The 14,435-nt window shown below is 61.4% G+C and carries 13 protein-coding genes; 5 read left to right on the top strand and 8 right to left on the bottom strand.

Annotation, left to right across the window (positions count from 1 at the left end; genetic code table 11):
- From AB5Y92_RS17305 to AB5Y92_RS17295, 3 genes are all read left to right on the top strand, one after another.
- Window positions 1–630: substrate-binding periplasmic protein (locus AB5Y92_RS17305; protein ID WP_368227244.1), on the top strand; the 630-nt coding region annotated here is incomplete at its 5' end.
- 69 nt (window positions 631–699) lie between these two features.
- On the top strand, window positions 700–1,377 hold the full coding sequence (gene ung / locus AB5Y92_RS17300; protein ID WP_005334934.1) for a uracil-DNA glycosylase: 678 nt from the start codon (window positions 700–702) through the stop codon (window positions 1,375–1,377).
- A 70-nt stretch (window positions 1,378–1,447) separates the two neighbouring features.
- Entirely contained in the window at window positions 1,448–1,999 is a 552-nt protein-coding gene (locus AB5Y92_RS17295) for a hemerythrin domain-containing protein (RefSeq protein ID WP_005362195.1), read from the top strand.
- A gap of 100 nt (window positions 2,000–2,099) precedes the next feature.
- Here the strand turns inward: AB5Y92_RS17295 and ygjK are convergent, their stop codons facing one another.
- The 4 genes from ygjK to AB5Y92_RS17275 form a co-directional block, all read right to left on the bottom strand.
- Entirely contained in the window at window positions 2,100–4,580 is a 2,481-nt protein-coding gene (gene ygjK, locus AB5Y92_RS17290) for an alpha-glucosidase (protein ID WP_368227243.1), read from the bottom strand.
- 195 nt (window positions 4,581–4,775) lie between these two features.
- Entirely contained in the window at window positions 4,776–5,576 is an 801-nt protein-coding gene (locus AB5Y92_RS17285; RefSeq protein ID WP_368227242.1) for a helix-turn-helix transcriptional regulator, read from the bottom strand.
- Window positions 5,577–5,587: 11 nt separating this feature from the next.
- On the bottom strand, window positions 5,588–6,124 hold the full coding sequence (locus AB5Y92_RS17280; RefSeq protein WP_368227241.1) for a YbhB/YbcL family Raf kinase inhibitor-like protein: 537 nt from the start codon (window positions 6,122–6,124) through the stop codon (window positions 5,588–5,590).
- Between the two features lie 196 nt (window positions 6,125–6,320).
- Window positions 6,321–7,577 carry an adenylosuccinate synthetase gene (locus tag AB5Y92_RS17275; protein WP_005362191.1) on the bottom strand — a complete coding sequence of 419 codons (1,257 nt, stop codon included), beginning with the start codon at window positions 7,575–7,577 and terminating at the stop codon, window positions 6,321–6,323.
- Between the two features lie 170 nt (window positions 7,578–7,747).
- Here AB5Y92_RS17275 and AB5Y92_RS17270 point away from each other — a divergent pair, with 170 nt between their 5' ends.
- On the top strand, window positions 7,748–8,662 hold the full coding sequence (locus AB5Y92_RS17270) for a LysR family transcriptional regulator (RefSeq protein WP_042658174.1): 915 nt from the start codon (window positions 7,748–7,750) through the stop codon (window positions 8,660–8,662).
- A gap of 122 nt (window positions 8,663–8,784) precedes the next feature.
- Here AB5Y92_RS17270 and AB5Y92_RS17265 read toward each other — a convergent pair whose 3' ends face one another.
- Both AB5Y92_RS17265 and AB5Y92_RS17260 read right to left on the bottom strand, forming a co-directional pair.
- The gene (locus tag AB5Y92_RS17265; RefSeq protein ID WP_368227240.1) at window positions 8,785–10,212 is read right to left on the bottom strand and encodes a TAXI family TRAP transporter solute-binding subunit; all 1,428 of its coding nucleotides are present in this window, start codon (window positions 10,210–10,212) and stop codon (window positions 8,785–8,787) included.
- Between the two features lie 81 nt (window positions 10,213–10,293).
- Complete coding sequence (locus AB5Y92_RS17260; protein ID WP_338711242.1) at window positions 10,294–11,439, bottom strand: PatB family C-S lyase; 1,146 nt, start codon at window positions 11,437–11,439, stop codon at window positions 10,294–10,296.
- A 182-nt stretch (window positions 11,440–11,621) separates the two neighbouring features.
- Here AB5Y92_RS17260 and AB5Y92_RS17255 point away from each other — a divergent pair, with 182 nt between their 5' ends.
- Entirely contained in the window at window positions 11,622–12,794 is a 1,173-nt protein-coding gene (locus AB5Y92_RS17255) for an MFS transporter (RefSeq protein ID WP_368227239.1), read from the top strand.
- Between the two features lie 14 nt (window positions 12,795–12,808).
- Here the strand turns inward: AB5Y92_RS17255 and AB5Y92_RS17250 are convergent, their stop codons facing one another.
- A complete protein-coding gene (locus tag AB5Y92_RS17250) occupies window positions 12,809–13,723 on the bottom strand; it encodes a LysR family transcriptional regulator (protein ID WP_164536288.1) in 915 nt (304 codons plus the stop codon).
- 127 nt (window positions 13,724–13,850) lie between these two features.
- The coding region (locus tag AB5Y92_RS17245) for a YciK family oxidoreductase (RefSeq protein ID WP_368227238.1) at window positions 13,851–14,435 on the bottom strand (585 nt) is incomplete at its 5' end.

Genomic DNA, 14,435 nt, shown 5'->3' with positions numbered 1-14,435 from the left:
TATATCAGTGAGTCGTTGCCTAATCAGGGCTTTCTCTGTGAGGTGGTGCGCCAGGCCTTTGCCGAAGAGGGGCTCGATGTCAGCTTTCACTTCTATTCCTGGGCCGAGGCTTACCGACTGACTCTGGAGGGGCGCTATGTGGTCACCATGCCTTGGTTTCGCTCCCGCGAGCGGGAGCAGCTTTTCTATCTCTCCGCCTCGCTCGGCCATTTCACCACTCGCCTGATGATGCTGACCGGTACGCCCGCGGTCAATCTGGGTGAGCTGAAACACGAGCCGGTCGGGGTGACCCGTGGCTATTTCTATGGCGATGGTTTTGCCGCTCGCCAAGCCGGGCTCACCCTCGAGTGGTCAGATTCCGATGAGCAGAGCATGGGCAAGCTGATTGACGGGCGGATCCACTATCTGGTGATGGATGAGCAGGTGGCACAGACTCTGTTCCAGCAGGCGCTCGTTCGTCATCCCCAATCGCTGTCACTGACCGGTGCCGCCGACCCCATCTGGTCGCAACCGGGATACTTGCTGATGCGCAAGGCCGATCCCGAGGCGCGCCGTCTGATGCTGCTGTTCAATACCGGCCTGCGCAAGCTGGAGCGCTCGGGGCGGCTCGCCAGGCTCTGGAAAGCGTGAGCCACGGTTGCGTCTTGCGGGCTGGCCCCCTATCCTGAGCCCTTCGCCGTATCAAGTGAGGAGGCCGGGGTGCTGACCTGGAGTGATGTGATTGGCTCTGAGAAAGAGCAGGACTATTTCAAGAGTACGCTGGCAACCGTCAGAGCCGAGCGGGAAGCGGGCAAGGTGATCTACCCGCCAGCCACCGATGTGTTCAATGCCTTCAAGCTGACCGAGCTGGATCAGGTCAAGGTGGTGATCCTGGGCCAGGATCCCTACCACGGCCCCAATCAGGCGCACGGTCTCTGCTTCTCCGTTCTGCCCGGCGTGCGTACGCCCCCCTCACTGGTCAACATCTATAAAGAGATGCAGCGTGACCTGCCAGGTTTCGTCACACCCAATCACGGCTTTCTCGAATCCTGGGCCAAACAAGGTGTCTTGCTGCTCAACACCGTGCTGACGGTGCAGGCCGGTCAGGCCCATTCCCACGCCCATCTGGGATGGGAGACCTTTACCGATCGGGTCATCGAGCAGATCAATGCCAGTTGTCAGGGGGTGGTGTTCCTGCTGTGGGGTGCCCACGCCCAGAAGAAGGGACGTTTCATCGACCGCCAGCGCCACTATGTGCTGACCGCGCCGCACCCGAGCCCCCTCTCTGCCCACCGCGGTTTCATCGGTTGCGGTCACTTTAGCGAGACCAATCGCTTGCTGGAACAACAGGACAAGAGTCCGATAGAGTGGAAATCTGTCTGCATCCCACTTGATTGAGTGCAAAGTTCGGGCGACAAATGACCGTATACTCAGGGACATAAGATTTATTCAGAGCCAAGGAGTGCCCATGTTATCCAGTCTGCACAAGGACCATCTCAACATCGCCCGACTTTTGGAGCTGCTCAAGCACAAGCTGGCAGCCATCCGTGCCGAAGAGCCCATCAGCTATTTTCTGGTGCGCGATGTCATCGACTACCTGCGGGAGGTCTCTGACAAGTACCACCATCCCAAGGAAGACCTCATCTATGACTACTACCTGAAATATCGGGTGGTGGAGGGGGAGGTCGCCAACCGCCTGCAGGAGGAGCACGTCAAGCTGCTGGAGGCCGGGGCCGATCTCAAGGAGATGGTGGAGATGATCCTGATGGATGCGGTGATCCCCCTCGATCAGTTCACTACCAAGCTGGAGCGCTTCGTGGAGCTGCAAGAGGCACACATGAACTATGAAGAGGGGGTGATCTTCCCCCATCTGCGTGATTCCCTGACCGAGGATGACTGGCGTCATCTGGAGCAAAACTGGCAGAACCGCGCCATTGGCGACCCCCTGTTCGGGGCTGAGGTGAGCCAGCACTTCCAGGCACTGGCCAAACGCCTCTCTCTGCCGCTCACGAACGGCTAAGACGAGCCCGTACCCGCCGCGTGGCGGGTATTGTGTGAGTGCCACTTGAGTGAAAACAGAAAGGCCTCCATCCGGAGGCCTTTTGCATGGTGGAGCAAGCTTACGCCTGTGGTTTCAGGAAGTTGCGATAGAGCATATAGAGGTGGGCCGAGCTCCAGCTGAAGTTGCTGGCCCCCTGCATGGCGCCGGTCTCCGGATTGTAGTTTTCGCGGATGGGGCCGCTGCCCGCCAGTCCTTCGGCATTGTTGAACAGCTTGTTGACCAGTGCCTCGGCATCGCTGCGATAGCCGTAGTTTTCGAGCCCCTTCACCCCGAAGTAGAACTGATCGAGCCATACCCGGCCGCGCCAGTAGATATTGGGGTCGTAGGCCGGGTTGGTCAGCGCGGCTGTGCCCAGCGGGATCTTTGTGTTGAACTCCTGGGCGTTGAGCATGACCTCGCGCACCCGTGCTGCTTTCTCCTTGTCGGCGACCTCTGCCCAGAGCGGGCTCCACCCTTCCGGGCCACGGCCGCGGGCGGTCAGCAATTTGCCGACGCAGCCGTTGCCGTCAGCAACATCCCCCTGAGCAATCTGACGATCGTAATAGAAGCCTGATGCCTCATCGAACATGCAACTGTTGATGTAACCAGCCAGCTGGGTCGCGCCATCGCGGTAGCGGCTCGCGTCGTTCGGCTTGCCAAGTAGGTCGGCCATGTCTGCCAGAATGCGTTTCTCTTTGGCGAGGAAGGCGTTGAGCTCCACTGACTCCTGATCGATGGAGAAACCGATCAAATCGCCATTGTCCTGATGGTTTTCAAAGAAGGCGACGTTCCAGTCCTGACGTGCCTTGGCCAAATCTCCGCCATAGGTCTTGTCGGCATAGCGTTGCAGCTGGCCCGGTTCGATAAAGCCGAAGCGGGCGGCGTTGTCCATGCCGGACTCCCAACCGGCGCCGTGCTGGGCACCGATATCCATGTCGCTGTACCCGCCCACGTTCAACACCTGTTGATAGAGCGGCATACCGGCGCAGGCATACCAGCCATCCCCCTCACTGGTACAGCTTGAGAGATCCAGCCCGGCGGGAATACCGTTGGAGTACTGCACCTTGAAGGTAATATTGCCGTACTCGTCGTTGTGCTCCACATGCTTGGTGGCGCCATATTCGATGATGCCGTTGCGGTTGTTGTCCCGCGCGCGGTACCACCAGTCGTGGTAGGCCTGCAGCTTGGGATACATCTCGGCGATAAAGGCCTTGTCCTTGGTAGCGCTGTAGATTTCCCAGATGGCCCAGGCGGAAAGGGGCGGCTTGGTGTCGCGCTCGTTCCAGTTGCCGCCATCGCCACCGCGATCCGCCAGCTTGTTGTAGAAGACGGCGTCGATCACCATGCCCGCATCCTGTGGTCGCACCGGATCATCCGGCTGTACCTGATAGTCATACATGGCGCGCACGTTGTTCTTGGCTACCTCCGGGTTGAAGTGTGCCATGGCATAGGCGTGCTTCCAGCTATCCCAGGCCCAGACGCCGTCGAACAAGCGTGCGGTATTGGAGGGGGTTACCCCGTCGTGGAGGATGGCGCCAGCCGGGGAGCGCCAGTTGCCGTTGAGGGTCTCCATCGCCTTGACGGCGATGCGACGCTCCGACTCGGGGATCCCCTGATTGGAGAGACCCTTGGCAAGGTAGCCCTCCCAGCGGCGGATGGAGTCGGCAAAATAGCTGGCCGGGTCGGCCATCAGGGCCTGACGGCTCTGCTGATGGCGGCTGGCGTCATCTGCGGAGTGGAGATAGCTCTGCAGGGTGTAGATATCCTCGCTCCCCTTGGCGGCCAGGGTAATGCTGGCGTCGCTTTGGTAGCCCAGTGTCTTCTGGTCGAGGGTGGTGCGACTTGGCAGGGTGCGGTCGATTCGATAGCGGGCGCTGCCGCTCTGCATGATGTTCCAGGTGCTGCGCAGTTTACCGAACTGGAATTCGATTCCTTTGTCGCTCTCGCTGATGGTGCGTGTCCAGCCTGGATATTTGCTGGCAATCGTATCCTTGGCATCCCATTGATTGAGCAACTCGCCCTGCCAGTTGAGGTTGAGGGTGAGCGGTGCATCGGTCTGGTTGATGAGTCGGGTGCGGATAAGGGCGGTGCGGGCATCGCCATAACGCAGCTCCAGCTCCAGCGTGAAGGGCTCGAACTCGAAGCGTTGCACCAGCGCACCGGGAATGGCGTACACCTCCTGCTTGCGGGCGCTGGTGAGCGGGAACGGGCGGCCGCTCGCATCGCTCAGGGTGAGCTTGTCCAGCTCGCTGGCAAAGAAGAGGCTGTACTCCTCGGAGATGACCATGGGGCCGGTAAAGCCCCCCCACTCCTTGTCGCTGGCAGGCAGCAGGAAACCGTGCCATGCCCCCAGATCGAGCAGCGGGTTGTATTTGAGGTTGGAGTAGCTGTCAAAGTCGCGGAATTGGGTCGGTGTTCCCCGACGGTCGATAACGTCCTTGTACTGGATGGCCTGCTCCGGTTTGGCGACTGTGCTGCTCTCTGTCTGGTTATCGTTGCAGGCGGTCAGTCCGAACAGGGCGGTGCCTAGGGCTACCGAGAGTAAAGTTTTACGAAACATTGCTCGCTCCAATTCCGTTTATGTAGGTTAAAAGGAAGATTTTTTACGCTTATTTTTAGTGAAAAGGTGTTCGGTAGCCATTGTATGGCAAGGGGAAAGGGAGCGTTGGCGCGAGATCACACTCTAAAGAGGCGGCAATGTGAGCGGGATCACCGGGTTACATCAGGTTACATAGAATGGTCTTTAAGTAATATTTTACTTCTCGTTGCTCGCCAATCTGGCAGGGCAGGTGTGCAGGTATTGGTGGGGCGTCAGGCCAAACTCCTGTTTGAAGCGGGCGGCAAAGCGACTGGGGGAGTCATAACCGCAGGCGAGGGCGACCTCCAGCGGGGTCAGGCCCTGTTGCAACAGGTTGAGGGCGTGGCTCATACGTACCTGAGCCAGCAACTGGCGAAAGCTGCGACCTTCGGCGGCCAGCTTGCGCACCATGGAGGCGCGGCTCATGGAGAAGTGGGGGGCCACCGCCTCCAGGGTGTGGTCGATGCCGGGTTCCACCGCCAGGTAGCGGGCCAGCCGCTCTGCGAGGGTCATGGTGCTGGCGGGAAAGAGCAACCCGAGGGCGTTGGCGGCCCGCAGCTCGGCATAGAAGCCGCGCAGCAGTTCGGCCTGGGTCGCCTTGCTCAGCCCCCGTTCGGCCATGGTGCTGATGAGCTCAAAGCAGAAGGCGAGCCCGGGGGTGACCTTGACAGCGGGTTCCTCCAGATCAGCGTGGGAAGGGGCTGACTCGGCCAGCCATTCTGGTGGCGGCGGAGTGAGCAGCGTGATGGCGTGGGAGCGAAACTTGCCATGCTCCGGCTGATTGACGAAGGTGAGCTGGTGGCCTGCCGGGATCAGCAGCCACCGCTCCCTGTCAAACGATAGACGTCGCTCGCGCCACCACAGTTGCTTGCTCCCCTGGGTGACCCAGATGAGGGTCGGGGCATAGATGAGCACCCGGTGCAGGGGCTGCTGGCGGATCCCGAGATAGTGGCTCTGTTGCAGCAGGGGAGTGCTCATCCGGTTGGCTCCTAGGGGGTGACGAAGGTGGCGGTCAGGGTGGCTTTGCCGAGCGCCATGCTGTTGAGCATGTAGCCTACCATAGCGGGCGGGGTATCAGCCTTCACCTCGAGATCATGGGGCAGGGCCCAGGCGGTGAACTGATAGCGGTGCATGACGTGACCTGCGGGCGGGCAGGGGCCGCCGTAACCCTGGTTGCCAAAGTCGGTGCGGATCTCCAATCCCTGCTTGAGCTTGCCGGAGGCATTGCTGGCTAGTTCGCTCTGGGTGGCAGGCAGGTTAACCACCAGCCAGTGCCACCAGCCGCTGCCGGTGGGGGCATCGGGGTCATAGGCGGTGATGGCAACGCTTTTGGTGCCAGCCGGCAGATCATGCCAGCTAAGTTGGGGCGAGTGGTTGTCGCCGCTGCAGCCAAAGCCGTTGAAGCTGAACTGTTTGGCCATCAGCTGGCCTTCGTGAATATCCGCGCTCTTCAGGGTCATGGCAAAGGCTGGCATGGCCGTCAGGCAGAGCAGTGGCAACAAGGCACTCTGTTTGAGCAATTTCATCGGGTGACTCCTCGTGTGGTAACGGGTTCACTTTAACGAGGGCAGGGTAGAATGTTATTGCAGAACGGCTCAATGTGAGGTCGATTGGTGAGTTAATTGAGCCTTTGGGTGATTTTATGGCAAGAAGGTAAACGGCAGCCATAAAAAAACCGGCATCAGGGATGCCGGTTTTTTGTTTGACGATGAGAGGTGCGGCTTAGCGCAGGATCATCTCGTCACGGCCCGGGCCGACGGAAACCATCGGAACCGGTACGCCGAGCAGCTCTTCGATACGCAGCACGTACTGCTGGGCCGCTTTGGGCAGCTCTTCGAAGGTGCGGCAGCCGGTGATGTCTTCGCTCCAGCTTTCCATCTGCTCGTAAACCGGCTTCAGGGCGGCAGTTTGCGGCCAAATCGGGTTCTCGGTGTGGGCACCTTCGTAGGCCACGCAGATCTTCAGATCCGGCAGACCGGTCAGGCAGTCCAGCTTGGTCAGGGCCACTTCGGTGGCGGCTTGCAGCTCGACACCGTTCTTGGTGGCGACCGCGTCGAAGTAACCGACATCACGGGGACGGCCGGTGGTGGCACCGAACTCGTTGGTGATCTTGCGGAACTCGTCCTGGTTCTCCATGGCGGTCAGCAGAGTGCCGGTACCGACAGAGGAGCTGAATGCCTTGGCTACAGCGATGACGCGCTCCGGGCGCAGACCCGGCAGACCGCCACCGATACCGGCGTAGGCGCCGGATACGTGGGAGGAGGTTACCCAGGGGTATTCGCCGTAGATCAGGTCACGGCCAGCGCCCAACTGCGCTTCGAACAGCAGGGTCTTGCCTTCTGCCTGCAGCGCTTTCAGCGGCATGCTGACGTTGCACACGGCGTCGATCCACGGTGCAGAGACTTCCAGCAGCCAGTCGGCCATTTCCTGGGCAGTCTGGGTGAATTCGAAGGAGGGGTAGATAGCCTTCATCTGCGGTAGTTTCCAGTCCAGCATGAACTGGATGCGCTCGACCAGCACGTCCGGCTGTTTCAGCCAGCCAACCAGGATCGCTTTCTTCATCACGCGATCGCCGTAGGCAGGAGCGATGCCCTGACGGGTGGAGCCATAGGCGCCGTCACCCAGACGTTGCTCTTCAAGGGTATCTTCCAGTGCGTGCAGCGGCAGGCACAGGGTTGCGCGGTCAGAGATGGCCAGCTTCGGAGTCACGCCGGAGGCTTTGACTTCCTCGAGCTCGACGGTCAGTTTTTCGGGGCTGATCACCATGCCCGGGCCGAGGACAACCAGGCAATCCGGGTTGAATACGCCACTCGGAACCTGGTGCAGCTTGAAGGTGCCAAGGTCGTTGACCACGGTGTGGCCAGCGTTGTTGCCGCCCTGGAAGCGAATGCTGGCGCCAGCTTGACCTGCCAGATAATCCACGATGCGGCCTTTGCCTTCATCACCCCAGTTAGCACCTACGACTACGATAGACGACATGACTCTTTCTCCTAAGACGTTAGGCGTCCATCCTAGGAGCCTGATGCGGATTAGAAAAATTAATTATCTTTATAATTCCGATAAGAGAACCATATAATTATGGCCAATTAAGCGGCAAACTGCTCGATTTTGCCTGACAAGCCCCGCACCTCGCGGGTTGAGGGACTCTTATGCTGGATATTCACTGGCTGCAAACCTTTGTCACTCTGGCCCGATTGCAACATTTTGGTCAGACCGCCACCGAGCTGCACATGACCCAACCCAATGTCAGCCTGCATATCAAACGGCTGGAGCAGGCGACCCGGGTGCGGCTGATCGAGCGCAGTCCGTTTCGCCTGACGCAGGCGGGGGAGCGGCTACTGCAAAGCGCCGAGCGCACCATCGCCGAGTTGCAGCTCTGCCAGTCCGATCTCAATGCCCTCAACCAGCTGAGTCAGGGGACGCTGGCCATCGCCGCCAGCGACATTATCTCCCGCCTGCTGCTTATCCAGCCGTTCCAGCGCTTCAAGCGGGAGTTCCCCGGCATCGACCTCACTCTGTTCAACACCACTTCGGATCAGGCCGCCGAGCTGGTCAAGGCGGGCAAGGCGGATCTGGGTTTTGTCATGGCGCAAAAGCGCAGCGAACCGCTCTTCTATACCGAGCTGCAACAGGTAACCTGGTGCGCGCTGGGCCACGGCCTTGCCCGCTGGCAGGCGCGGGCGGTGGCGGGAGAGAGCGATCCCCTCGACGAGCCGACCCTGATCCTGCTCGGTCACGACACCCGCACCCGGGCGCTGATCGACCCGTCCCTGCCGCTGCTGGCCTTGCCCCCCTGCCGCATCATGGAGGTTGGCAGCGTGGACGCCCAGTTGGATTGGGCCGAGGCGGGCTTTGGTGTCGCCATCGTGCCGGACTTCTCCCTGCATCCGCGCCTCAACCTCACCGCGCCGGTCACCAGCCTCGGCGATTTTCCCGGTACCAGTCTGGGTTACGTGGTACGCCAGAATCAGGTGTTGTCTCGGGCCATCAAGCAGTTGCTGCACTGGGTGGAGGAGGAGATCCAGAAGCCCAATCCCTATCTGACCCGGGTGATAGAGCCGTAGCGGGGCGGCAAGGTGAGCAGGCCTCGGGGTGACTGTGCTGCCATCAATTGCGCCACTATCGAGCGCATATCAATAATCAGGGCAGCCGAGGCTGCCCTGATGCGTTTGTGGGAGCTGACCACTCAGGGTTGCAGCGGTGTGGCTGCGCTGGTGGCAGGGGAGGGTGACGTGTCGGCCTTATCCTGCGGTGGGGTTTCGTCAGCAACTGCGCTGCTGGCAGGCTGGATTGCCTGTTCTTGCAGCGCAGTGGCCGCAGAGGCGCTCTGTGGCAACTGAATCGACACGGCAGCCGATGGTGATGGAACCGTTGACGCTGCGGCAGAGGCCGAAGGGGCCCCGCTCTCACCCTCGGTGGCTGGCGCAGTGAGCTCGGAGGTGACCTCGAGCGCCTCTTCGGGCAAGGGATTAACCTTTGTGGCTTCTGTCGCCACTGCGGCACTGCTGGTGGCGGTCGCGTCGGAGGGCACCTCAATGGGCGCAGTCGTCCCGTTGGCGGCACTCACCTGCTCTGTCGTGGGCACCGCCTCCGAGGCCGATGGCGCTGGTGTTAGCGGCTCCGGCGTCAGCTGTTCCGCGGTTAACTGCTCGGGGGTCAGTGGCAAGGGGGCTGGCGGTTGATCCGACATCCCCGCATGGAGGGGCAGCTCGGTTTGCGCCTGCAACTGCGCGGGCGTCACCTTGCTCAGGGCGGGATGCAGCCGACTGAACTGTTTGACCCGGGCCAGCAGGGTATCGCGCACGGTTCGGACGATGGGGTCCGGCAGGCTGGCCAGCGCCACCAGTTCGGCACTCATCCCGATATTGTTGATAGCGGTGGTCTGCCCCGGATAGAGGTTGGCAGCGATGCGGCTGCGCTGGTAGTAGGGGTGTTGCTTGAGCAGCGTGTCGATCTGCTCCCCTTCGATGGGGATGAGGCGCACCTTGCAGCGGCTGATCAGATCGCCGACCGCCAGACTGGGGTGACCGGCAACCACAAACGCGGCATCCAGCGAGCCATCGCACAGCCCTTCCAGCGGTTCGCTGTCCGACTTGAGCTGATAGGCTGCAAACTGCCCGGGTTGCCATCCCATGGCTGCCATCAGGGCCTGGCTGGTGATCTGTTCACCGGCGCCGTTGTTGCCGGGATAAACCCGCTTCCCTTCGATATCTGCCAGGGTGGTGATGCCGCTATTGGGTGCGGCCAGCAGGGTCAACGACTCCTGATAGAGGCGAAACAGGCTGCGCAGCTCATTGTTGGCCCCCTGCCCGCTGAAGGGGCCGGTGCCATGCAGGGCGTGGTGCAACACATCGGATTGTACCAGCGCCAGCTGTACGTCCCCCTCGTCGAGTGCCTTGAGGTTGGCCATCGAGCCACGGGTGCTCTGCACGGTGCAGCTGTCCCCATGCAGGGCATGGCCGGCATTGAGCACCCGGCAGATGGCGCCACCGGTCGGGTAGTAGACCCCATTAAGCGGGCCCGTTCCGATAGTCAGCGCCTGGCTGCCAAAGGGGAGCAGCGCAGAGAGTGCACAGAGGGGAAGCAGAAGGTGATGCAAGATCCGTAGAGACATAATTGACCGTTGACTGAGTTGACCGCTGGCTGATGACACAGGGTAAAAGGGATGGGGCTTGCCCATCCCGTTGCTGGCTGATCAGGGCTTGTTGTGGTTGAGGATTGCCCGCTCCATCCGCGCCAGCGCGTCGGTCAGTCGTGCCCTGGTGCAGCCGAAGTTGAGCCGCACGAACTGACCGTCGCCAAACTGGGCGCCGGGGGAGAGACCAACGCCGGCCTGCTCGAAGAAGGCGATGGGATCGGCAAGGCCAAGGGCGCTCACATCAATCCAGGCCAGATACGTCGCTTGATGGTTGGCCAGCTTGACGCCGGGCCAGCGGGCAACCGCTTGCTGGATCAGGGCCAGATTGGCCGCCAGATAGTCGAGTTGCTCGGTCAGCCACTGTTCGCCACCCTCATAGGCCGCTTCGGCGGCGACAAAGCCCAGCAGGTTGACGTCGGCGCTGATGCCGCGCATCGCCTGTTGCAGCCTGAAGCGCAGACGGGCGTTGGGGATAATGGCGAAGGAGCAGCAGAGACCAGCGATATTGAAGGTCTTGCTCGGGGCCATCATCACCGCGCAGCGCTCGGCTGCTTGTGCACTGATGGCGCCGTAGGGAATGTGGCGGGCATTCTTATCCAGCAGCAGATCGCAGTGGATTTCATCGGAGCAGATCACCAGATTGTGGCGCGCAGCGATGGCATCGATGGCCAGCAGCTCGTCACGGGTGAAGATGGTGCCGCCCGGGTTGTGAGGGTTGCAGAGCAGCAGCAGATCTGCAGCGGGGGCCTGACGCTCAAGCTCTGCCAGATCCAGCACCCAGCGACCGGCTTCTTCAATCATCGGCACGGTGAGCAGGGGGCGATCATTGAAGCCCGGCGCCTGCAGGAAGGGGTAGTAGACCGGCTTGGGGGTGATGATGCCGCGGCCATGCTGGCTCCACGCCTTGCAGGCAAGGTTGAGCCCCGGCACCACGCCCGGCAGGAACACCAGCCATTCGGGCTCGATGGCCCAGCCATAGCGGGTCGCCATCCGTTCGATAATGAGTTCGATCAGGCGCGGCGAGGGGCGTGAATAGCCGAAAATGCCGTGGGCGACCCGTTTGGTCAACGCCTCAATCACGGACGGGGGGGAGACAAAGTCGGTATCGGCAACCCACATGGGCAGCACATCCTGACCCTTGTACTTGTCCCATTTCAGGCTCATGGTGCCACTGCGGTCTACTTCCTGATCAAAATCAAACATGCGAACTCCTTGTGCTGGCAGGATGGGCTTTCACTCTACGGGGTCGCGGCCTCCCTCGCAAGGCGCACACCCGCTTATGCCATCCTTGAGCCCGCTCTTGATAGTGACATAAGATAGGCGCCGAATTTTCATACGGCTGCCGCCCGTTAGCCCGTATCGTCCCTCCAACCAGTGGTAACCCTATGAGCTTGTCGATAGCGGCGGTCAAACGCCCGGACCCCGTCTCTCTTTCGTTTCTTGCCGTGACCTTTATGACCGGCGTCGCGGTGGCATTGCAGGTGCCTACCTTAAGTCTGTTTCTGGCCGAGGAGGTGCAGGTGCGCCCCTTTCTGGTCGGGCTCTTCTATACCATCAATGCTGTGGTGGGCATTCTGGTCAGCCAGTGGTTGGGTCATCGCTCCGACAACAAGGGGGATCGCAAGCGACTGATCCTGCGCTGCTGCTTTGCCGGGGTGGCGCTCTCCTTGCTGTTTGCCTGGAACCGCAACTACTGGTTGCTGGCGAGTCTGGGGGTCATGCTGGCTGCGCTGGCGGCCACAGCCAGCCCCCAGTTGTTTGCGCTGGCGCGGGAGTACTCCGACAGCCGCAACCGGCGGGCGGATATGTTCAGCTCGGTGATGCGGGCCCAGTTTTCGCTGGCCTGGGTCATAGGCCCGCCCATCGCCTTCGCGCTGGCCATCGGCTACGGTTTTGAGCTGATGTACCTGGCCTCGGCACTGGCCTACCTGCTCTGCGCGCTGGTGGTGTGGCGCTGGCTGCCCTCTCTGCCACTGCCCAAGCTGGCTGAAGAGATCGAGCGGGTCAGCAGCTGGCGGGATCCGGCGGTGCGGGCGCTCTTTGTCGCCTCCACCCTGATGTGGAACTGCAACAGCATGTACCTCATCAATATGCCGCTCTACATCACCCGCGAACTGGGGTTGGATGAGAAGCTTGCCGGTATCCTGATGGGCACGGCAGCGGCGCTGGAGATCCCCTTCATGCTGTTGGCGGGTTACTACACGGCCCGCTTTGGCAAGCGCCCCATGATGTTGTTGGCGGTGCTGGCTGGCGCGGCCTTTTACACAGGTCTGGTGACCCTCACCGACCAATACGCCCTGATCGCCTTGCAGCTGTTCAACGCCATCTTCATCGGTATCGTGGCGGGGATCGGCATGTCTTACTTTCAGGATCTGATGCCGGGGCGGGCCGGGGTGGCGACTACCCTGTTTGCCAACAGCATCCGCACCGGCTCCATCATGGCAGGGGCCATCGCCGGAGTGGTGGCGGAGGTGTGGAGTTTCCACGGGGTCTTTATGGTGGCGTTGGGATTGGCACTGGTGGCACTGGCCGCCAGCTGGCGGGTGCCCAACGTCTGACTGGGGGCTGGCTGTTATTTGTCGTGCCGGGGCTGGGCGTGCGGGAGCGGCGCTGATTCGCCCTGATATTCGTTGCGCAGGCAGCGCAGCAGCAGCTCGGTCGCGGGGCCGAGGGATTCGGGGGAGAGGGTCAGCAGATAGGTGTAGAGGTGGCGCTCGTTGCCGCTCTCCAGATCCAGCTGTATGAGTGACCCTTCCGCCAGTTCCCGCTCTACCAGATGGCGCGGCAGCCAGGCATAGCCGAGGCCAAGGCGCAGCATGGCGAGCACTTCGTGGTAGTGGGTCGCCTTCCAGCCGGTGTCATCCGCATCGTTCCAGTCCACCGAGCGGTGAATGGGGGGATGCAGGCTGATCTGGTTGTGGCCGGTCAGCACATCGCTGCGGATGGCCCCCTCCTCCTGTGCCAGCGGATGGCTGGCGGCGCAGAGGGGCAGCAGGCACACCTCGTCCAGCAGCAGACCGGTGCGATCGCCGGGCAGGTGCTCGGAGAGCATCAGATCCCCCGGTTGCAGGGCGTTGAAGTGGCAGTGAATGCGTTCGTGCAGGTTGACCCGGCAACCCCGACTGCGGGGATAGAAGCTGGCCAGCGCCCGATAGAGGCGATCCCTTGGCTGCAGCGCCGAGACATAGAGGTTGATCTGCGGCTCCCACTGCCGCTCCAGGTTGTTGGCCAGATTTTCCAGCTCTTCCACCTGTTGGCTCAACTGACGGGCCCGCTTGAGGAAGATCTCGCCCGCCGGGGTCAGCACCGCCTTGCGGCCGCGCACCTCCAGCAAGGGCACCCCCAGACTCTGCTGCAACTTCGCAACCGCATGATTGAGGGAGGACTGGCTCTTGTTCAGCGCCTCGGCCGCCTGGGCGTAGCCGCCGCAGTCGACCACCGCCTGAAAGATCCGCCATTGCTCAAACGTGCTCTTGGGACGAAACATAGTTCAACCTGATTGGAGATAGGATGGTCAGTGGTTCGAACAGGGAGCCTGTGCCCCCTATTCAATTTAACCCCTGCCGCACAACACTCTGGGTATTTTATTGATTTATTTGGGCTGAGCCGCCTGTTTATTTTGGCTGAGCCACAAAGGTCTGGCCGGTTTTGCCGCGGCTGTCCGACCCCATCAGGTAGAGGTAGAGCGGCATCAGGTCGGCCGGAGTCTTGAGGTTCATGGGATCTTCCGCCGGGAAGGCGCTGGCGCGCATCTTGGTACGGGTACCGCCCGGATTGAGGGTATTGACCCGCACACCGGTGTTCTCCAGCTCGTCGGCCAGCACTTCCATCATCCCCTCGATGGCAAATTTGGAGATAGCATAGGTGCCCCAGTAGGCGCGCCCTTTGCGTCCCACGCTGGAGGAGGTGTAGACGATGGAGGCGTCGCCCTGCGCCTTGGCGGTCTGGCGCAGCAGCGGCAGCAGCGCCTGGGTCAGCAGGAATTCCGATTTGACGTTGACCTGCATCACCTCGTCCCACTCCTTCTCCTGAATATGTTCAAACGGAGAGAGGGTGCCGAGCAGACCGGCGTTGAACAGCACGCCATCGAGGCGGCCAAACTGCTGGGCGAAAGTTTCTGCCATGCCGCGGTAGTGGGCGGCGGTGGCCCCTTTCAGATCCACCGGCACGATGGCGGGCAGCGGATAACCGGCCGCTTC

It is taken from the genome of Aeromonas sp. R1-1 (assembly GCF_040908495.1).
In the GTDB taxonomy this organism is placed as follows: Bacteria; Pseudomonadota; Gammaproteobacteria; order Enterobacterales; family Aeromonadaceae; genus Aeromonas; species Aeromonas veronii.
This window is presented reverse-complemented; position numbering and strand designations above follow the sequence as displayed.